Here is a 19,579-nt window from a genome sequence, read left to right on the forward strand (position 1 = left end):
TGGCCACGTTCATCAGCATCAGGCTCATCGCCCACTGTTCCAGCCAGCCGGCCTCGGCCGCCTCTTTCCAGCTTGGCAGCGCCAGTTCCTTGCCGGTGGTCTTCGAGCGCACCCGTGGGCGCTCCATCTCCACCTTGCCACCGTGAAAGCCCACGCGGCCCCGGGTGCGGCCCCAGCGGTATCCCGGCTTGTCGGCCGCGCGCGCATGCGGAGCCCCGGCCAGCGTCATCGCGTCCTCCTCCAGCATCTGCGTGAGGCTCGCGAGCCCCGCCATCAGGCAGAAATGCTCGAAGCTCGCCCCGACCGCGTCGCGCGCCTCCTCGACCGCCGTCGTCAGGTCGGCCGTGCTGGCCAGCGCCAGCGGGGATGTGGTAACTCTCTTCATGGTGTTGCTCTCCATCTGGATTGAACACCCCGAGCCTACGGCTCAGGGAGAGCAACGCCACCCTCCACTCCACGAAGTTCAACATCGGGCGGGACATTCCCCAGCCCGGTGCGAGGGCGGGCCAAACAGCCGATCCGTAAGAGGCTGATCTGAAAGGCGTTGAGTGAATTCAGTAGGTTGTGATTCAGTTCGGTTACCAAGCTGAACGGAGATCACGATGTCCTGGACCGAACTCCCTCGTGCGCAGCATGGGCGGAAGACCGGACGCCATCCAAGCGATTTGACGGCGGAAGAATGGGCTGTTGTCGACCCGCTGCTGCCCGGTCGCAACCGGCTCGGGCGCCCGCGGCAGGTGGACCTGCGGCGGGTCTGGAATGCGATCTGGCACATCGCGGCGTCGGGATGCGCGTGGTCGTTTCTGCCCCGCGACTTTCCGCCGGTCTCGACCGGTCGGTACTGTTTCTGTCGCTGGCGCGACAGCGGCCTGCTCGCCGAGACCAACCGGGCGCTGGTCGCGCGGGTGCGCCACATGGCGGAACGGGATGCGCAGCCGACGGCCGGCGTGATCGACAGCCAGAGTGTGAAGGCCTCTGAAAACACGTCGCTTTCCGGCTTTGATGCCGGCAAGCGGATCAAGGGGCGAAAGCGCCACATCATCACCGACACCTGCGGCAACCTGATCGCCTGCACGGTCCACAGCGTCGGCATTCAGGACCGCGATGGCGCGCCCGAGGTCTTGGCGAGGCTCCGTCGCGAGGCCCCGAACCTGCGCCACATGTTCGCGGACGGCGGCCACGCCGGGCCGAAACTGCGCAACGCCCTGGCCAGCCTCAGGCGCTGGACGCTGCAGATCGTGAAGCGCTCCGACAGTGCCAAGGGCTTCGAGGTGCTGACTCGCAGATGGGGCGTCGAGCGGACCTTTGCATGGCCTGGCCGCTGCCGCCGTCTGGCAAGGGATTGGGAAAAAACCGTCGAGAGCGCCGAGGCATGGCTGCTGATCGCCCACATCCGCCGCCTAACCAGAATCCTCGCAAGAGCCTGAAAACATTCACGCCATTCTGAATCGGGCTCTCAGGCGCGGCCACGTCGCCAGTGGAAGCCGGTCCGGCGCCGTGGCAGTCGGGCCAGCAGTTCACTTGCGACATAGACAGAGACGAATGCCGTCGAGGCCAGAGGCGTTGCCAGCAGCGCCAGCAGGTTGGCAGGCGTCTTGTTGCGCTCGCTTTCGTTGACCATCAGTTGGGGGTATTTCTTCACCAGCTCGCGGTTGCCCTCGGTCCAGCGGCGGCGCACCCGGATGAGATTGCGCAACCCCTCGGGCAGCGGCCAGCGGTAGCTGGCGCGCGCCTTGCGCCGCTCATGCGGGGCGAAGTTCATGCGCACGAAACGATCATCGGAATAGATCGGCGGAAACGCACCCCAGCGGCTTCGGGCGGGAGCATTGACGGCATAAAGCCCGATGCCCGGCACACCGTCGCGCACGAAGGGCAGGTTGGTCCAGACCCGGGCATAGGCGCGGCTGATGGCGCTGCGCGGGGTGGGGATGGTGACCGTGGCACTGGCATATACCGGGGTGTCGGCGTCCAGCAGCGTGCCCAGCTCCGCCAGAACGCCCTCGGACAGGATCACATCGGCATCCACGAACACCCGTGCGCCGAAGCGCGCCGCCGCCTCGGCCCGGTTCAGCGCGCCGGTCTTGCCGGGTTCGGGGATGTCGAGGACCTGAAGCGCAAAGCCGCGGGCGGTGAAATCACCCTCGCAGGCGCGGGCGATCTGCACCGTGCGGTCCTTGCAGCCGTTGGCCGCGACGATGACCTCGATCCCGTGGTCGTCGGGCAGGCCGGCCTGGGACAGCAGCGCATCGAGGCAGCCGCGGATGTAATTTTCCTCGTTGCAGCAGGGAATGATAACGGAAAACACTGGATCCCCCACGGGCTGCCGGGCCGGGCCTGATTGCGCGCAGACCTGCGCATGGGGCCCAGAGACTTGTCAAGGCAAATGGCAACAGCATGATATCTGAAGGTTCTTTTTTGGCCCCCGCAAGCCTTGGCGGGCGTTCTGTCGGATGGCGTCGCTCGGATGTACTGGCATGGATCAACTTCCGCCCGCCCCGCACCTGATCTCATGGCCGACATGGAAAACCCCGGGGCGTCATGCGGCGCGGCCGCGTCACCCAGATACAGCCAAAGCTCCCGTTTAGCTGTTCCCCGGAGGCTGTCCAAGTGCGATGATGAACCGTCGACGGTTGCGTCGTCCGGATTGAATCCGGATTGAAAAGGCGCGTATGGGTGGGCCGAACATGCCGAAACTGACCTGCATCACTACTACCTTCAACGACGGTCCCGTGTTGATGACCAGCGTGCGGGCGGTGCTTGGGCAGAGCTTCGGGGATTTCGAGTACCTTGTCGTCGATGACGGCTCCTCGGACGCAACGCCCGAAATCCTTGCCGGGCTGGAGGATCCGCGCCTGCGGGTGATTCGGCAGGCCAACGACGGGCTGTCGGGGGCGCGCAACACCGCGCTGGCACAGGCGCGTGGGGATTATGTGTGCTTTCTCGACGCCGACGACTGCCGCCCGAACTGGGCCTTCCAGGCGATCGCGGATGCCATCGACGCCGCCGGCCCGGACACTCCCCCCGACCTGGTGCTGTGCCGCGGCGTACTGTCGGAGGTGCGCGATGAGTTGCGCCCGTTCTACGATACGCCTGTTTTCGAGGCGATCGAGGCGCTGTGCCCCGATGGCGTGGCCGGCCGCACCCATCCCCACACCACCCGCTTGCGCGCCCTCGCCCAGATCCTGGAGCCGCAGGCGGCCAACAAGGCGGTGCGCACGCAATTCCTGCGCGACGCCGGCCTGCGCTTTCCCGACACCCATTTCTTCGAGGACATTTTTTTCCACACCAACGCGCTGGCCACCGCCGACCGGCTGGCCTTCGTGCAGACGCCGTGCTTCACCTATTTCCGCCGCTACCAACGCCCGCAGATCACCGCCACCGCCTCGGACACTCGGTTCGACATCCTGGCGGTGATGCGCATGACGTTGCAGAGCTTCGCAACCCGGCTGGAGTTCCACGACCCCGAACACCGCGCGGCGGTACTGCTGTCGTGCCTCAAGCTCGCGGACTGGTGCGGCAAGTCGATCTCGCACTATCACCGCTACCACTATTACCAGATGCTGGCGGCCGTGTTGCGGTTGTCCGATCCGCTGTGGCTGCATCTGCCCGATCCGCTGCCCGAGGCCCTCGCCCCGCTGGGGCATCTGCGCCGCCACCTGCCCGAGGTGCCCCATGCCGCCTGAGACCGCCCGCAGCCCCGTGAACCCAGCCCCTGCAAGCCCGCCCACGCCGGACCGCGCGGCCACCGCGCCGTTTAGCGTCGCCGACACCCTCATGTTGCGCGCCTTTGGCCAGCGGCTGGAACTGCGCGCCCCACCCGACCCCTTCCTGCGCGACGACACGCTGTGGCGCCTGCGCACCATCTACGAGCCCGCCCTGTCGGCACAGACCCTGCCGCTCGAGGGCACGGCGGTGGACATCGGCGCGGGCTTCGGCGGCTTCGCGCTGCCGTTTGCACTGGCGTTTCCCGGCTGGATGGTCTGGGCGTTCGAGCCCGACCCCGACGCATTCGCCGCGCTGCAGGCCAATATCGCAGCGCTGGGGCTCGACACGGTCATCGCGGTGCCGCTGGCGGTGGGCGCCGGCGCCCCGGACGTCGCACCGGGGATCGACCCGATGCGCCTCGGCGCGGTGCTGGAGGCCAGTGATGCGGCCGCGCTGGCGGCGCTCTATCCACCGCGCCCGCACAACCGCAGCCGCGCCCTCCCCGCCTTCCTGCAGGCCGGCCCCCCTCCGTCCGAGGAGTTCGAGGCCTGCGCCCTGCCCACGCTTCCCGCCGCCACACTGGCCGACCTGCGCCCGCAGTTGCTCAAGCTGACTGCTCCGCAGGCCGAAACAGACATCCTGACCGCGCTGCACGACACCCCGGTCGCACATCTGTTGGGCGAGATGTGGACGACCCCGCCGGCCTGGCTGATCCACGAGGCGTCCGCGGACCCCCAAGCGCCTGATGCCCCGCGACACTGCTGGCTGCCGGTGGCCGGGGCGCCGATGCTGGCGCTGCGCCACACCGCCGGGCCGGAGACGCGGCGCCCGGGTCTCGATGTGGTGGTGGCGATGTACAATGCCCGGTCCTGGATCGCGGCCTGCGTCGACGGCATCCTGTCCAGCCCCGGCGAAGGGATACGCGCGCTGGTGGTCGATGACGGCTCCACCGATGGCTCGGGCGATCTGGTGCGCGATCTCTACGGCGACAACCCCCGCGTGCGGCTTCTGCCCAAGGCCAACGGCGGCTGCGCCTCGGCGCGCAACCACGGCCGGATCATGTCGGACGCGAGCCATGTCGCCTTTGTCGACGCCGACGACGTGCCCGGCCCGGGGCTGTTCTCCGAGCTGCTGGAACTGGCGCGCTACACCGGCGCCGAGGTGGTGCAGGGCGGCTTCGAATGGCTGCACATGGACGGGGAGGCCGAGTGGCGCGAACCCTCCTACGAGGCCTCGGATCCCGCCTTCACCGCGCTACCACGCCACCGCTTCGGCGCCGGGCACTTCGTCATGGTGCCCGGGGCGGCGCTGACGGCCGGGCAGCCCACGATCTGGCGGCGGGTCTACCGGCGCGACTTTCTCGATAACCGCAAGGTGTGGTTCCCCGAGCATATCCGCGCCTTCGACGATCAGATCTTCCAGCTTCTCACCTTGCAGTATGCCCGCAACGTGCCCATGCTGCCCCATGTGCAGTATGGCTATCGCCAGCACCCCGGACAGGACATCCGTCAGGGCGACGAACGCGGTTTCTACTCGCTCGAGATGTTCCGGATGATGCTCAGGCGCGCCTTGTCCGAGGGTTGGAACGATTTGCCGCCGCTGCTGGCGTCCTACGTCAACACGGTCAACTGGACACATGGGGGCCTGCGCCCCGATCTGCGCCCCTCCTTTGCGCGGGCCGCGGCCGATCTTTGGGTGATGATGCAGAAATCCTTTGGCCCCGGTGCCTTCGCCACACTGGCGCCCCAGCCCTTCACGCTGCCCGACATGGACCACCACATCGCCGAGGTGCATCGCCGGCTCGCGGGTCTGGGCGACAGCTATGCCTGGGCCTTCCTCGATTCCCTCGACATGCACGCGCCACTCGTGCGCACCACTGGGCGCTGACATGCCGACCTCTACTGCGCAGGCTGCCACCGGCGGCCGCAAGATCCTGTTCCTGCACATCGGCTCGCACAAGACCGCCACGACCTTCCTGCAAAGCAGCCTGGCGCGCAACCGTGCGGCGCTGGACGCCCTCGGGATCCTCTATCCCCGCGCCGGCCGCATCCACGAGGCGCATTTCCGGCTGTGCTGGGAGCTCAAGGACCCCGCCCTGCGCGATACGCCGCTGCCGTCGCTGCCGCTCTGGTCCGAGCTTCTGGCCGAGCTTGATGCCGCCCCCCAGCCCGTCGCGGTCCTCAGCTCCGAGGAATTCGGCCTCGGCCTCGACCCCACCCGGCTGGAGGCGCTCAAGGCCCACCACGACGTGCGGGTGATCTTCTACCTGCGTAGCCCCGACAGCCACATGGAGAGCTTCTACAACCAGTTCGTCAAGGATTTCGACACCCGCGAGCCCCGCACCATCGAGACCTACATCGCCGAGGAGGGGCTGTTCTTCCTCGATGCCATGCGTCTGCTGCGTCCCTGGATGGAGATGTTCGGGGCGGACGCGATCCGGCTGCGGCTGTTCGACCGCGCCCATCTGCCCGACGGCATCCTCGCGGATTTCCTGCGCACGCTCGGCCTTGCGTCCTGGCCCGAGTTCCGGCCCCCCGCGCCGTCGGTGCTGCACAAGGTCTCGCTGCCGCCTGACGCGCTGGAATACCTGCGCATCTCCAACCCCTGGCTGGACCGGCGCGAGGGCCACCATGATTTCGTCGTCCGGCTGGTGGAGATGGCGAAGGCCAATGCCGAGGCGCTGCAGGAAACCCGCGCCGGCATCCTGTCGCTCAAGGCCCGCCAGACGCTGCGCCGGCGCTTCCGCGACAGCAACTTCGAGGCCGCCCGCACCTTCCTCGGTGCGCCGCGCACGCCCTTCCCGCCGCTCGACGCGCCGCTGCCTCCCGCCGATTTCGACACCCGCCCCCCCGAGGCCTGCGCCGCCACCATGGGCCGCGTCGCGGCGATGATCCGCAACATGGGCTGACAAAGGGCCCGCCCAGGTCCGCGCAGCGCACCCAAAACAGCGAGATTGACGGATGCCAAGCCTTCCCCGGGTGCTGTTCCTGCGGCCCTATCATGCGCATAACTTCCTCAGCCTGGTGCGGCCGTTGTTTCTGCCGACGGTGCCGGCCAATCCCGCTGACCTGCCCGGGCTGCAGGCGGTCCACGCAAGTTCCGGTCACAACGTCGGCAATTTCATCCACACCGAGGCGATGCCGACCATTCTGCGCTTCGACCCAGGCGGCAGCGCCACGCTGTCGCTTTCGCGCACCGTGCGGCTGCGCAACATGCGCTGGCTGGTCGATGTCACGAACGCCGAATTCGACATGGTGGTGTTCTCGGCTGCTAACTTCGTTCGCCCCGAAACCGACTTCACCCATGAGGCGAAATTCTTCGAGGGGCTTAAGATCCCGGCCGTGCTGGTCGGCGCCGGCATCCAGGAGGTCCCCGAAACTGGCACGCTGGCGCTCAAGCCCTCGCTGCAGCGCTTTCTTGAGATTGCTAACGCCAACTTCTCCATCTTCGGCACCCGCGGCACCCGCACCGCCGAGGTGCTCCATGACATGGGCCTGACCCGGGCCGAGCCGCTGGGCTGCCCCAGCTTCTATGCCTTTCCGCGCAAGATGCTCTCGGTCGTCCCGCCCGATCTGGAGGCGCCGGCCAGTGTGCTCACGGCCGGGCACGCCTCACGGCGCGGTGGGCCAGGGGCGCGCTACGAGACGCTGTCGCACCTGTTGCGCCCATTCGCCGGGCGGGCGCGGATCGACTATGTGATCCAGAACGAGATGTTCTTCGGCAAAGAGACGGAGGCGGCCGATGGCTTCTACGATCCCGTCACCAAGGAACTCGCGCCCGACTGGGTGCGCGCGCGCTTCTTTTCCGCCGCCGGGCCCGACACGGTGGTGCCCCGGATGCATTTCTTCACCGACACTTCCAGCTGGCGCATGTTCGCCGCCCAGCATGACTTCTACGTCGGCGACCGCATCCATGGCGCGGTTATCGCGCTGCAGGCCGGCCGGCCGGCGGTGGTCGTGCACAATGACACCCGCGTGCACGAGCTGGCCGAGTGCATTGGGCTCCCCGGCATCGCGCTTCGGGATGTCACCCGCGACGGCGCCGCGGCCCTGCTTGCCGAGGCGCTTGGTGTCGACAGCCTTGCGCGTTTCCGCCGCCGCTATGCCGGGGCGCTGGCGGGCTTTCGGCAGCGCTTGACCGAGGCCGGACTGCTGCTGGAGCAGAGCGGCGTCGCCGTACCCCCGGACGGCCCGGCCATCGGGGCACGCGCCGCAGCGGAGCGCTCCCTCGGTGTGCAGGCCGCGAACGGGTCGTAGGGCCGGGGGCGTCTCAGCCGTGGCGACGCGCGCTGCGGGCCCGGCATTGGGCCAGCCTGCGGGCGATCTCGGGCGAGTCCGGGTTGAGCCGGTGGGCGCGCTCCAGCACCGCCAGGGCAGTGGTGAAGTCGTCTGATTTCTCGAACAGCACCGCAACACGGCGCAGGATCGCCTCGGCGGTGAGGCGCGTTTTTAGCAGGCCGGGGAGGTCCGCGAAGGGATCGTCGGCGCCAGCCTCCGGCGTACCCCCCTCGTCCGGCCCTGTCGTCTCGGCGGGGGCAGGCGAGGAGGGCACGCGCTGCGGCGGCGCCATTGCCTGTGCGCGCGGCAGCACCGTCACCAGACGGTTGAAAATCTCTTCCCAGGCGATGGAATAACTGATGGCCTTTGGCGCCGTTTCCGATGCTGCGGGCAGTTCCGAAACCACCTCGCGGTCAACACGGATCACGTCTTCCGGACACCCAAGATCCGCAAAGACCCACAGATTGTGGTTGCTGTGCAGAACGCCGGGCTTGCGGCAGATCCGGAGCGGCACGAAACAGCCGGTGCCGCCGTTGGCGATGAAGGCATCGACTCCATGGCAAAGCGCGATCTTGCCGACGTAATCCATCCCGACCAGTGACTGCGCCCGGGCCACATCGGCAATGCCTCTGATGATCGCGGCGGCGACCGCCTCGTCGTCGCGGTTCTCGATCCGCTCGCCATGCGGCGCCGTCATCCCGTCGATATAGACGACAAGGTCGGGATACTGTTTGGCGAGGGCGCGGACGATGGCGACGTACCCCTCAACCTGCTCGATCCATGCCCGCTTCTGCCCGGTGATGCCGATCCACAAGGAGAGGCCGGGCCGTGGTTCCGGGGGGGTAGCGGAAATCCTTGCCGACATGGCTGCTTCCATGCGCTTCGCCTGCCTGCGGCAGGTCGGCGTCCGGCGTGCCGAGACGCGGGTCGGCACGAGATAGTATCTCCCATCCTCCTGCGCGCGTTCCGCGATGCCATAAGCCAATGTCGGTGACATGAAGCAATCGTTGCCCACATGCACGACCTGCCGCGCTTTGGGCAGATGCGCGATCACGTCGGGCAACTGCACGAACTGGTCGTAGAAAAAGTGATAGGGTCTGCTGCTGCGGACACTGAGGCCGCCGTAACTATCCCGTCGCTCCCACTGAGCATCGAAATCTCCTGCGCGGATCTGTGCGACAAGCGACGTCATCAAATGGTTGGCCGTGACAGAAACATGATGTGCTCCGGTTTGGGTGACTATGAACTGGATGAATCGCGAATGCTGCACCAGGCACCACCGGTTGCCCCCGTTCTCATCTGACAGGAAAAGGCAGTTCCGCATCCCCCGCTGCAGGCTGCTGCGGCAGCGGCAGAGGATCTCGGGCTTTTCGGGGTGAGGCAGCACGACCTCATCGGCGGCCATGATCGCCAGCGCGATGCGCTCCATTTCCGCGAAATCCTTGGCGGCGGCGGCGCGGGCGTAATCGCCGACCGGGCCATGCAGGGCGAGGGCGTCTGTCACGGGCTGTCACCTGTCATGTGGGGTGCGGGGTCTGGATAGGGGCGATGGTCCGCCAAGCCTCCGCCAACGACAACCCCATGGAAGCGAAAAGGGGAAGGGGCGTCAAGCGGGGTGATCGCCGGGGCCGTTTGGAGGGGCTGAGGAAGGCGGGACGCGCATTTTCGGGAGCCTCTGGTACAGGTTTTGGCGGGCTCTGGCCTGTTCGGGGGCGGAATTGGTGCAAAAATCGGGGTGTCTGGACACTGGCGCGGGGGTCTGCCGTGCGCAGGGGCAGTGAGCGATTGACAGGCCCCGCCGGGGCGGTGGTAACTGCCGGGCGTGCAATGGAGATCGCGGATGACGGATGCGCAGCAGGGCGCGTGCAGGGTGCTCGTCGTGGCTGAGGGCGGTGGGGGCGATGGCCTTGCCGGGCTGGCCGAGGCCTTCAGCCCGGTGCTGACGTTGGTGCCCGCGACGCTTGCGCAGGCCGCGCGCGATGACGCGGCCGCGCCGGTGTTGTGCTTGAGCCCGGCCCCCGAGGTGGCGGTGGCCCGCGCGCTGGCCAGGGGCGCTACGCTGGAGGCGGCGCTGGAGGGGTGGCGGGCCGAGGCAGAGGCGCTGCTGGCCGGGGTGCGCCCGCTGCGCCGGCGCCTGACCCTGGTGCTGATCGGTGATGCCCCGCCCGCGCCGGAGGTTCTGGCGGGGGTGCTGGGCCCGCGGCTGGGGCGTGTGCCGGAGCCTGTGACGGAGGATGGCGCTGCCCGGGCGCCGGTGCCCGATGGCCGCCCCGCCTCCGACACCCCCCGGGCGCTGTTGGTGCTGATCGCGGCGGCGGGCCTGGCCGCCGATCCCGGGGCCCGGGCGCTTCTGGCCGAGATCAGCGCGACGGCGGTGCCGCTGTCGCAGGGCCAGGACACGCCGTGCGCCTTGCGGGGTCTGGTGGAGTTGCGCGCGCTGATGGCCGACGGGGGCGTGAAGGCCGACCTCAATCGGCAGATCGCGGCCATGGCGGAGGAGATCGCGCAGCTCGACGCTGCTCTCGGCGCGGCCCGCGCGGACTGCAACCGGGGTGCGGCCGAAACCGCCCGGGCCCGCGCCGAGGTCACCGCCGCAGACCAGCAGGCTGCGCAACTGACCGCGGCGCTGGACACTGCACGGTCCCAGCTTGCGCAGGCCCAGGCCGAACGTGACGATGCGCGCGCCGACGCCGATGCTGAGGCGGCTGCGCGCGCGGGCCAGGCCGACCGGCTGGGGGCCCTCGAAGCCGATCGGGCGCGCGCCCAGGCGGCGCGGGCGACCGCCGAGCAGGCCGCCGCCGCCGCCCTTGCGCAGGCCGAGGCGCTGCGCGGCGATCTGGCGCGGCGCGAGCGGGAGGGCACGCGGCAGGGCTGGCGCGACGCGGTGCTGGGCCAAGAGATCCTGCGCCTGTCGCGCGCGCTGCGGGCGCAGCAGGCGCAGGCCGGTCCCGCCCCGGACGATGGTGAGGATCCGGACCCTGCACCAGACCCCCTGCCAATCCCTGCCGCCAGCCCTGCGCCGGCGGCCGCGGCGGCCTCTGATGCATCCGTGCCGGCGGATCCGGCCGCGTCCTCCGCGCCGGGCAGGGGCAAGCGCCCGGCCGCAGACCGCAAGGCCACCGGCGCGGGCCGTCAACGTGGGGGGGACAGCCGTGGCTGAGGGGATGGGCTGCAGCCCGACGGAGCGGGGGGATGTCGGGCTTGTCCTGCATCTGGGAGCCGGCGAATGTGCCCAGCTGGAGGGATATCTTCAAAGCACCGCCCGCAACATTGTGCTGGTGGAGCCCAACCCCGCCCTGGCCCGGGCGCTGGAGGCGCGCGCGGCTGCGGACGCGCGGGTGCAGGTCTGGGAACTGGCCGTGGCCGCAGCCGAAGGCCCGGCCGAGCTGCAGGTCTTCAACCTCGAGCCGCTGTCGAGCCTGCGCGCCCCCGACGGGCTGCGCGCGCTGTTTCCCGGCCTGCACCGGGTCGCTGTGGTGCCGGTGACGGCCACGACGCCCGACGCGCTGGTGGCGATCCTGCCGTCGGACGGGCAGGGCGCCGGGGCCCCCCCGGATGTGCTGGTCATCGACACCCCGGGCGAGGAGGCGGCCGTGATCGACGGGCTCGCGGCGGCCGGCGCGCTGGTGCGGTTTCGCCGGATATTCCTGCACGCCGGCACTGGATGCGATTACGCCGGCAGCGTGCCCGTGGACCAGCTACGCCAGCGGCTGGAGGAGGCGGGATACCGTCTGGAGCACATCGACGCCGCCGATCCCGATCGCCCCTGTCTGGAGTTCTTCCTGCCGCAGGCGGTGGTGGACGCCGCCGCGCGGCTGGCGGAGCTGCGCGACGAATGCGCGGCGCTGCGGGCGGCGCGCGACGGCGCGCTGGAGACCGTGCGCACCTCCACCGAGGCGGCCGTGCGGGAGGCCGAGCGCGGTTTTGCCGACCAGTTGCGCGCGCTGGAGACGGAGCTGGCCGAGACCCGCACGGCGACCGAGGCCGCGCAGACGGCTTGCGCAGTGGCCGAGCGCGCGGCCGCCGAGGGGGCGCAGGTCGCCGCGCGCCATGCCACGCGCATCGCCGAGTTGGAGGTCGCGCTGGCCGAGGCCCACAAATCCCTGGGCGAGGCCGAGGGCGTTGCCGACCGGCTGCGCGCGCTGGAGATGGAGCTGGCCGAGACCCGCACGGCGACCGAGGCCGCGCAGACGGCTTGCGCAGTGGCCGAGCGCGCGGCCGCCGAGGGGGCGCAGGTCGCCGCGCGCCATGCCACGCGCATCGCCGAGCTGGAGGCCGCGCTGGCCGAGGCCCACAAATCCCTGGGCGAGGCTGAGGGCGTTGCCGACCGGCTGCGCGCGCTGGAGATGGAGCTGGCCGAGACCCGCACGGCGACCGAGGCCGCGCAGACGGCCTGCGCAGCGGCTGAGCGCGCGGCGGCCGAGGGGGCGCAGGCCGCGGCGCGCCACGCCACGCACATCGTCGAGCTGGAAGCCGCGCTGGCCGAGGCCCATGCAGCCTTGGGCGAGGCCGAGGGCGCGGCCGACCGGCTGCGCGCGCTGGAGGCCGAGCACGATGCCCAACGTGCCACTGCCGAGGCGACCTCGGCGGTGGCCGAGCGCGCGGCGGCGCAGGCGGCCGCGCAGCTGTCGCAGCAGGCCGAGCGCATCGCTGGGATGGAAGCCGCGCTGGCCACCGCCGAGGCCGATGCCCAGACCACCGCCCGGGCCGACGCGGAGCGCAACACCGCTCTGCGGGCTGAATGCGACGCCCTGCGCCGGGCCGCGCAGGAGGCCCGCGCCGAGGCCGACCGCGCCCGCGCCGAGACCGCACAGACGCTCGACGGCCTGCGCGACGACCTTGCGCTGGCGCTGCGCCAGCAGTCCATGCGCGATGCCGACCTGGGCGATCTGCGCCGCCGCCACGCCGAGGTGATGGCCCAGAAGGATCGCCAGGACGTCCTGCTCCAGGACCTGACCCGGCGGCTGGCGGCGGCGGCGGAGTTCCTGCAGACGCTCGACGCCCTCGATGCCGAGGATATGGCGGGCGGAATGGCGGCCGTGACCGCGTCGCCGGACCCCTCCGTCCCGGCGCTGGTACCCGCGCGTGGCGGCAAGGGCAGGAAGAAGAAAAAGAAGAAGGCGCCATGAGCCGCGACCGTTTCCGCGCCGAGATCGCGGCGGCGCGCGCGCTTCTGCAGGCCCATGGCCTGGACGCGCCGGCCGGCACGGGAGTGCCGGCGGTGCCGCTGCCCGGGTTGCTGGCCCAATGCCGCGCGCTGGTGCACGACAGTGCCGCACAGCCCCCCGCCCCGGTGCGCACGCTGCACCACTTTGCCTGCACCGGGGGCACGCTGATCGGCCGCTGCCTGGGCGCGCTGCCGAATGTGCGGCTGCTGAGCGAGGTCGACCCCCTCAGCACGCTGGGCGACACCGGCAAGGAACGGTTCTTCCCCTCCGACCTGCCCAGCCTGGCGCGCGCGGGCACCCGCCCGCCGGGGCCGGAGGTGCTGGAGGAGGTCTTCCTGGCCGGGCTTTCGGTGCTGCAGACCGATTGCCGCCGCCAGGGCCTCGATCTGGTGCTGCGCGACCATGCCCACAGCCACTTCTGCACCGGCCCCGCCATCCCCGAGCGCCCCGGCCTGCGCGAGATCGTCGGGCGCGCCCATCCCGTGCGCTCCGCGGTGACGGTGCGCCACCCGTTCGAGTCTTGGCTCAGCCTGCTGGACCGCGGCTGGCTGCATTTCGCCCCCGCCACGGTGGCGCAATACGCCCTGCGCTATCACGCCTTCCTGGACCATCACGCCGGGCTGGAGATCCTGCGCTACGAGGATTTCCTGGCCGATCCCGAGGGTGGGGTGCAGCGGCTTTGCGCGCTGCTGGAGCTGGCCTATGATCCGGGCTTCCGGCTGGTGCTGCCGGCGATCCGGCTGTCGGGCGACAGTGGCCGGCGCGGCGACCGCATCGCCCCGCGTCCGCGCCGGGCGCACAGCCCCGAGCAGATCGAGGCCGCGCTGGCCGCACCCGCCTTCACCGACCTGCTGGACCGCTTGGGCTATACCCTGGAGCGCTGAGGCGGGCCCGTATCGGCATCGGGATCGGTGGCGGCCCGCACCACCGCCCCGGCATGGCGCCGCAGCGTGGCCATCTGCGGGCGCGTCGCGCCGGGCCGGGCGAGCAGGGCGCGGAACTGCGCCTCGGCGGCCGCGACGGCGGTGGCTGTGTCCGCGGCGGCGACGCCGTGGTCGCGCAGCAGCGCCCCATACCCCTCCAGCGCGTCCAGCGCGGGGGCCAGATCGGCCGGCGCGAACCCCTCGGGCATCAGCCCGGCGACATCCGGGGGCAGCCTCCGGCGCTGCGCCAGCTTGACCAGCCGCGCCCGGTCAGCCCCCGTCACCGTCAGGCCCTGCGCCACCAGCGCCTCGCGCAGGGCCGTGGCAAAGCCCAGCCCGATCGATTCATTGGCCGGGCGCAGGGTGGCGAAGGGCGCGTCGCCCAGCCGCGCCGGGGTCTGTGCGAAACAGGTCAGGCAGAAACGCTCGGCCAGCCCCGCCCCCTCGACCGGGCAGGCCAGGGTCTCGGCCAGGGCGGACAGCTGCGCCAGCTTGCGGGCGTGGCGCTGCAGCGCATGCAGCGGGCCGGTGGCCCGGTCGGCCAGTGCGCCGTGCAGATCCTGCGTCAGCCAGCCGCTGTAGCGGAAGTTCGACAGCGCCTGCGCAGGTGGAAAGCGCACCGTCACCACCATCCGCGACACCGTGAACAGCTGTGCGATCTCGGCGATGAAGTCGGGCTGGCTGGCCAGCGCCTCGCTCGACAGGAAATACTGCCCGGGGGGATAGTCCTGGGCCCGCAGCGCGCGCAGGCAATCTTCGGGGGCATACATCAGCTCGGTGACCGGGGGCGGGCCGTTCATCGGCACGAACCCCTTGCCCAGCACCGCCACCCCCAGCGCGCGCGCCAGTGCGTGATCCTCCATCACGAACAGCCGCTGCAGCGTCGAGGTGGCGCATTTCGGCAGGCCGGGATGGAGGACGATGCTGCGGGTCATGTGGCCGGTGTCTCTTTGCGGACGCCGCGCCTGTGCTCAGAGCGGGTTCGCAACATAAAGCTCGGTCATGTAGGGCGCGACTTGCTCGAGCCGGGCGATCTCGTCGGGGGACATCTCGTCGTTGCGGCGATCAACCTTGCCCTTGTTGAACTTGCCGTAGCGGGTCTTGTCGGCCTCGAGCCGGTCGATCTCCTCGTGGACCTGCTCGGGAGTCAGGCCGAGATCCAGAAAGGCGTTGATGCGTGCGCCGACCTCGTACGGACGGGTGGCCATGCTGACGAAATCGATCATCAGGTTGGGGCCGCCCTCGGCCCACTGGCGCAGCATGCGGTCGGACCAGGCGATCTGGTGGGTCACCTCGTCGAGGGTCTTCACCGCGGTGCCCTCGCTGATCTTGCGTGAAGAATCGATCAGCGACAGGGCGGAGTCGGCCGGATGGCGGTGGCTGATCAGCAGCCGGATGCGCCCGTCCCGCACCGCCTCCAGGGCCTGCGGGCTGGGTCCCGCATGGGTCTTGACGAAAACGGCCAGTTCGGGGCTGGCCATGTCGGGGTCGTTCAGCAGGGTGTCGATCGTTTCAGGCAGATCGGCCACCGTCACGAACAGCCCGTCGGCATAGCGCCGGCCGATGTGGTCGGGCTTGGCGACGCGGCCGCCGATTTGTTTCATGTGCCGCCGCACAAGCGCCCGCATCATGCTGAAGGCGGCGCTACTGGCGGTCTTCGGCGGGCCATAGCAGAGAATGATCATGGCGTTCTCACTGTCTGGACGGTGAAGCGGGGGTTGGAGGCTCAGGCGGATCTGGATGGTGACGCGTGGGGCACGGTGTCCGTCGGGGCCGGCATCCGCAACCCCGCAAGATAGCCTGCGGGCGTCATCTCGATGCTGTCGAAGACCTGCAAGAGCCGCAGGCCCAGTTCGCGGCGGCGCGCGCCATAGGCGTCGGCGTCGAATTCGGCGCGGGCAAAGGCGTCCTCGACGGATGCGCACTCGGCCAGGAAGCGGTCCACGGGCAGGGTGGGCAGGGCCATCGCCTCGGCCAGCTCGCGGGTGCGGCTGTCGTGGTGGACCCACAGCGCGGGCGTGCCGGCCTGCCAGGCCACCATGTTGCCATGCAGCCGCATCCCCACCGAGAAGTCGTAGCGCGCGCTGTCCTCCATCCACTGGTGGACCGAGAAGTAGCTGCGCAGCTTGGCGGCGACGAAGACGCGGAACTCCCGCACGGTGGCGTCGGGCAGGAGCGCGCGCGCCAGCGCCGGCTCGCGGTGTTCGGGGATGTCGGCGGGGGCGGCAATATTGGCGCGGCGGATGTATTCCATGAATACCGGCACCGATTGCTGCACCATCATGCCGGGGCCCGCATTGGTCCAGGCCACCAGGCGCTTTTCCACCTGTTGCTTGACCGGGTCCTTGGGCCAGGGCTCGTCGCCGTGGGTGATGAAGCTGTCCAGCAGCCCGTCACCCCCCTGCAGACCGGCGCGGGCGCGGGCGTATTTGGCGGCGATCCGCTGGCCAACATCGGGATCGGGGTTGATGAAGTTCGACGGGCAGCCGGTGACCACCACGTTGTGCACGCCGTGGTCGGCCAGCACTTGGGCGGTGAAGTCGCCGCGCACCCCCACCATCGGCGCGCGTTCGCGAATCAGGTCGATCAGCCGCAGCACGCTGGGGTGAAAGTCGAAGCTGCGGGTGGCGTAGTCGGGCGCCTGCGCGCCCAGCCCCACCATCACGAAGGGCAGCTCCAGCTTTTCCAGAAAGCCGGTGACCCCGCCCATGTCGAAACCATCGCGCAGGAAGTTGGCCGAGGGGATCACCACCGCCCGGCACAGCCGACGCACCGAGGCGCCGGTCCAGTCCACATCGCGGCCCAGCTGATAGGTCCGCTCGCCGATCAGGCTGTGCATGGCGTACTGGAACAGCAGGTTGCCGGTGTTGTTGCCGACCCGGCGCATGGCCTCGGCGGTGTCCATGAAGGCCACCCCGGGGATATGCCCGTCGCTGCCGCCCAGTGCGATGCCTTTTTTCACCCGCCGCCCTCCCGTGGGGTCAGAAATCCGTTCCGCTCATCTCGACCACGACCGGCGCCGGTGCAAGCCGAGTCGCAAGCTCGGAAAACGAACTCCAGGTGCTGCCCAGAAGCCGCGGAGCGCGCCCCAGCAGGATGGCGTCCGCAAGCCCATAGCGCAATTGCTCGGCCGAGCGATCGTAGATGTCGCGTGGCAGGAATGCCAGCCGGTCGGCGTAGCGGTCGCTGAAGGCATCATAGATCTCCGGCAGGTCGGCGGCGAGGAACAGCGTGTCGGCCGCACCCTGGGCGATCAGCGCGTCGATGCGCTCCATGAAGCGTGTGAAATGGCTTTGCGCGCGCCAGTGGTGGATCAGCGCGTGGTCCTGGTCGGTCCAGTTGTCGGGGCGGTCATAGCTCTGGTTGTCGCGGCCGGCGCCCGCTTCCATGCGCACATGGGCGGCCAGCGCGTTGGGGTGGCGCACGGCGGCGACCAGATCGCGCACCGCCTCGACCGGGCGCAGCGCCTGCAGGAAGCGGTTCTGGGCGTCCCAGTCCCCGCCCACGCCGCCCGCATTCAGAACGAAGGCCGAGCGGACATAGATGTCGCGGGGGCTGGCAAGGTCGATCTCGGCGTCCTTGCGGCTGCCGGGCTCCACCGGCATGTAGTTGTAGACCTCGATGCCGCGCGTGGCCGCGTCGTCCACGAAGGCGCTCTCCAGCACCGGGCCGGAATAGTCGAACAGATCGCCCAGCCGGCAGTCGCAGTGATGATCGGGCTGCCAGACGATCACCAGCGCGCGGTCGGCGTGGCTGGCAATGGCGGCGGCCGATCCGATGGCGCGCAGCCGGTTGCCCATGCCGTGCTGGGCATCGACGTACAGCACCGGGCGCTGGCGGGCCACGGCCGGCGCCGCCAGTGCCGCGCCCAGCCCCGCCAGCGCGTCCTTGGGAACCGCGATGCGCAGGTCGGCACCGCCGCGCGCGGCCAGCATCTCGGGCGGGCCGCTGCGCAGCGTCTCCAGGGTCACGGCCTCGGGGGTGCCGATGTCGTGCCAGCCCGGCACGAAGGGCAACCGGTAAAGCGGCTCGGACAGCCCCCGCGGCAGGGCGGCAAAGGGGCCCGACAGCACCGGCACCAGCCCGCGCGCCGCCGCCATTTCCGCCAGCGCGACCAGCCCCTCGGTGGGGCTGCCGGCCGGCACGCCGCCCTCCAGCGCGATCACCAGCCGCCGGCCCGGCGCCTCCAGCACCTGCGGCGCATTGCCGAGCGCGATCTCCAGGTCGAGCTTGGTCAGCGCCTCCTGGGTGCGCGCGCGCAGCAGCCGGGCGCAGCGGTCGCGGTCCAGCCCCATGGCCGCCCGGCCCAGCTGCCACGACAGAAGCTCCAGCGCGGCATAGTGGCGGGCGTCGGCCTGCACGGTGTCGGGCACCGCGCTCGGCTCCCAGCCCTGGCGGGACAGGGTGATCACCCGCGCGCCGTGGTCGGCCACGCCGCCATCGGGCACCGCGCGCACGACGAAGGGCAGGAACGGCATGCCCCCCCGCCAGGCCGGCATCACGTTGGCGACAAAGCGGTTGGCCCGGATCAGGAAGCGCGGATCGCGCGGCAGGGTGTCGGCGGCGGTGACGCAGGCCCCGCCGGTGCCTCCGGTGCGCGCGGCATCGTCGTGGGGCAGGTGGTGGACGGTGTCCACGTCCACGTCCCGGCGCACCAGCCCGGTGGCCTCGATGCGGGTATAGATGTCCTCGTCGTCCCAGCCGTAGCTGTGGATGAACTCGTTGAACCCCCCCACCCCCATCAGGGCGTCCCGCGCGATCATGAAAAACCCGTTGAGGTACTCCTGTCCCTGCGGGGCGGTGCGCCAGTTGCCGGCGATGAAGCAGCCCGGCTCCAGCCGGTTGCGGTCGGGGAAATCCGGGCCCAGCACGATGTCGGCGTCGGTCTTGAGGATCGTGTCGAAGCCCGCGACGCGGAACCCGAGGTTGAAGGCATAGGTCAGGATCCAGCGCGGTTCGTCCTCCACGCGCACGACCAGGATGCGCGGGTCGCTCAGCCCGGCCTGCGCCAGCGCCTCGGCCACCGGTGTGTCCGAGGTCCAGTCCACCACCACCACCTCGTCGACCTGCGCCAGCGCCAGCCATGACGGCAGCGCGCGCAACAGGTTCCCGGTGCGGTTGCGGCAGCAGGTCACCACGCTCAGTCCCGGCGCGATGGCGGGGGTGCAGGCCTCCACCGGGTCGCCGGGGCTCAGCGCGGGCAGGGCGCGGATGTTGGGCAGTTCGGGGACGGGCAGGCCGTGGCTGCGGGCAAAGGCGATCAGGAAATCCCGCCGCCCCGCCGCCGTGGCATCGCCGCGCAGGCCGCGCGCCAACAGCTGCAGTTCCGCGCAGGTGGCCGCGCGGTCGCCCGCGGACATGCGGGCACGCAGCTGTCCGACGCCCTTCCAGAAATCCGATGCCGAGAGATGTGTCACGGTGGTCGTGCTCGTGTACGGGGTGAAAACCGAAAACCGAGGAAACGACAAACGATCAATATCCGGGCCATCAACGGCCCTGCCGCGAC

At 70.2% G+C, this 19,579-nt stretch carries 15 protein-coding genes and 1 pseudogene; 9 read left to right on the forward strand and 7 right to left on the reverse strand.

Features of this window, described 5'->3' with window-relative positions:
- Positions 1–385, reverse strand: a pseudogene (locus tag CCR87_RS14180) (IS256 family transposase); the annotation flags it as partial.
- Positions 386–602: 217 nt separating this feature from the next.
- Between CCR87_RS14180 and CCR87_RS14185 the strand changes: the two are divergent.
- Positions 603–1,427 carry an IS5 family transposase gene (locus CCR87_RS14185; protein WP_201158192.1) on the forward strand — a complete coding sequence of 275 codons (825 nt, stop codon included), beginning with the start codon at positions 603–605 and terminating at the stop codon, positions 1,425–1,427.
- Positions 1,428–1,456: 29 nt separating this feature from the next.
- Here CCR87_RS14185 and CCR87_RS14190 read toward each other — a convergent pair whose 3' ends face one another.
- Positions 1,457–2,305, reverse strand: coding sequence for a glycosyltransferase (locus CCR87_RS14190; protein ID WP_201158193.1), 849 nt, complete (start codon positions 2,303–2,305; stop codon positions 1,457–1,459).
- 89 nt (positions 2,306–2,394) lie between these two features.
- Here CCR87_RS14190 and CCR87_RS17755 point away from each other — a divergent pair, with 89 nt between their 5' ends.
- The 5 genes from CCR87_RS17755 (at position 2,395) to CCR87_RS14215 (ending at position 7,961) form a co-directional block, all read left to right on the forward strand.
- Entirely contained in the window at positions 2,395–2,505 is a 111-nt protein-coding gene (locus CCR87_RS17755; protein ID WP_201158194.1) for a helix-turn-helix transcriptional regulator, read from the forward strand.
- Positions 2,506–2,684: 179 nt separating this feature from the next.
- Positions 2,685–3,683: a glycosyltransferase family 2 protein gene (locus CCR87_RS14200; RefSeq protein ID WP_201158195.1), complete on the forward strand. Its 999-nt coding sequence runs from the start codon at positions 2,685–2,687 to the stop codon at positions 3,681–3,683.
- On the forward strand, positions 3,673–5,592 hold the full coding sequence (locus CCR87_RS14205; protein WP_201158196.1) for an FkbM family methyltransferase: 1,920 nt from the start codon (positions 3,673–3,675) through the stop codon (positions 5,590–5,592). The genes CCR87_RS14200 and CCR87_RS14205 overlap by 11 nt, the downstream gene beginning before the upstream one ends.
- Before the next feature lies 1 nt (position 5,593).
- Positions 5,594–6,613 carry a hypothetical protein gene (locus CCR87_RS14210; protein ID WP_201158197.1) on the forward strand — a complete coding sequence of 340 codons (1,020 nt, stop codon included), beginning with the start codon at positions 5,594–5,596 and terminating at the stop codon, positions 6,611–6,613.
- Between the two features lie 70 nt (positions 6,614–6,683).
- The gene (locus CCR87_RS14215; RefSeq protein ID WP_201158198.1) at positions 6,684–7,961 is read left to right on the forward strand and encodes a polysaccharide pyruvyl transferase family protein; all 1,278 of its coding nucleotides are present in this window, start codon (positions 6,684–6,686) and stop codon (positions 7,959–7,961) included.
- 13 nt (positions 7,962–7,974) lie between these two features.
- On the opposite strand, the gene CCR87_RS17655 is transcribed toward CCR87_RS14215, so the two are convergent.
- Positions 7,975–9,486 carry a tetratricopeptide repeat protein gene (locus tag CCR87_RS17655; RefSeq protein ID WP_201158199.1) on the reverse strand — a complete coding sequence of 504 codons (1,512 nt, stop codon included), beginning with the start codon at positions 9,484–9,486 and terminating at the stop codon, positions 7,975–7,977.
- Between the two features lie 336 nt (positions 9,487–9,822).
- Between CCR87_RS17655 and CCR87_RS14225 the strand changes: the two genes are divergently transcribed.
- From CCR87_RS14225 to CCR87_RS14235, 3 genes are read left to right on the forward strand one after another with little or no spacing between them, the layout of a single operon-like run.
- Positions 9,823–11,142 carry a hypothetical protein gene (locus tag CCR87_RS14225; RefSeq protein ID WP_201158200.1) on the forward strand — a complete coding sequence of 440 codons (1,320 nt, stop codon included), beginning with the start codon at positions 9,823–9,825 and terminating at the stop codon, positions 11,140–11,142.
- A complete protein-coding gene (locus CCR87_RS14230; protein ID WP_201158201.1) occupies positions 11,135–13,111 on the forward strand; it encodes a class I SAM-dependent methyltransferase in 1,977 nt (658 codons plus the stop codon). Before CCR87_RS14225 ends, CCR87_RS14230 begins: the two co-directional genes overlap by 8 nt.
- Positions 13,108–14,034 (forward strand): sulfotransferase family protein, encoded by a 927-nt coding sequence (locus CCR87_RS14235; RefSeq protein ID WP_201158202.1) that lies wholly within the window; start codon positions 13,108–13,110, stop codon positions 14,032–14,034. The genes CCR87_RS14230 and CCR87_RS14235 overlap by 4 nt, the downstream gene beginning before the upstream one ends.
- Here the strand turns inward: CCR87_RS14235 and CCR87_RS14240 are convergent.
- The 4 genes from CCR87_RS14240 to CCR87_RS14255 all read right to left on the reverse strand — a co-directional run bounded on the left by CCR87_RS14240 (position 14,016) and on the right by CCR87_RS14255 (position 19,433).
- On the reverse strand, positions 14,016–15,008 hold the full coding sequence (locus CCR87_RS14240; protein ID WP_201158203.1) for a hypothetical protein: 993 nt from the start codon (positions 15,006–15,008) through the stop codon (positions 14,016–14,018). The two genes, CCR87_RS14235 and CCR87_RS14240, sit on opposite strands and share 19 nt — an antisense overlap.
- Positions 15,009–15,044: 36 nt before the next feature.
- A complete protein-coding gene (locus CCR87_RS14245; protein WP_201158204.1) occupies positions 15,045–15,677 on the reverse strand; it encodes a hypothetical protein in 633 nt (210 codons plus the stop codon).
- A 122-nt stretch (positions 15,678–15,799) separates the two neighbouring features.
- Entirely contained in the window at positions 15,800–17,035 is a 1,236-nt protein-coding gene (locus CCR87_RS14250; protein ID WP_201158205.1) for a polysaccharide pyruvyl transferase family protein, read from the reverse strand.
- 19 nt (positions 17,036–17,054) lie between these two features.
- Positions 17,055–19,433 (reverse strand): galactosyltransferase-related protein, encoded by a 2,379-nt coding sequence (locus CCR87_RS14255; RefSeq protein WP_201158206.1) that lies wholly within the window; start codon positions 19,431–19,433, stop codon positions 17,055–17,057.
- Positions 19,434–19,579 lie beyond the last annotated feature (146 nt).

Origin of the sequence: Rhodobaculum claviforme, assembly GCF_016653255.1 — a bacterium.
GTDB classification, from domain to species: domain Bacteria; phylum Pseudomonadota; class Alphaproteobacteria; order Rhodobacterales; family Rhodobacteraceae; genus Rhodobaculum; species Rhodobaculum claviforme.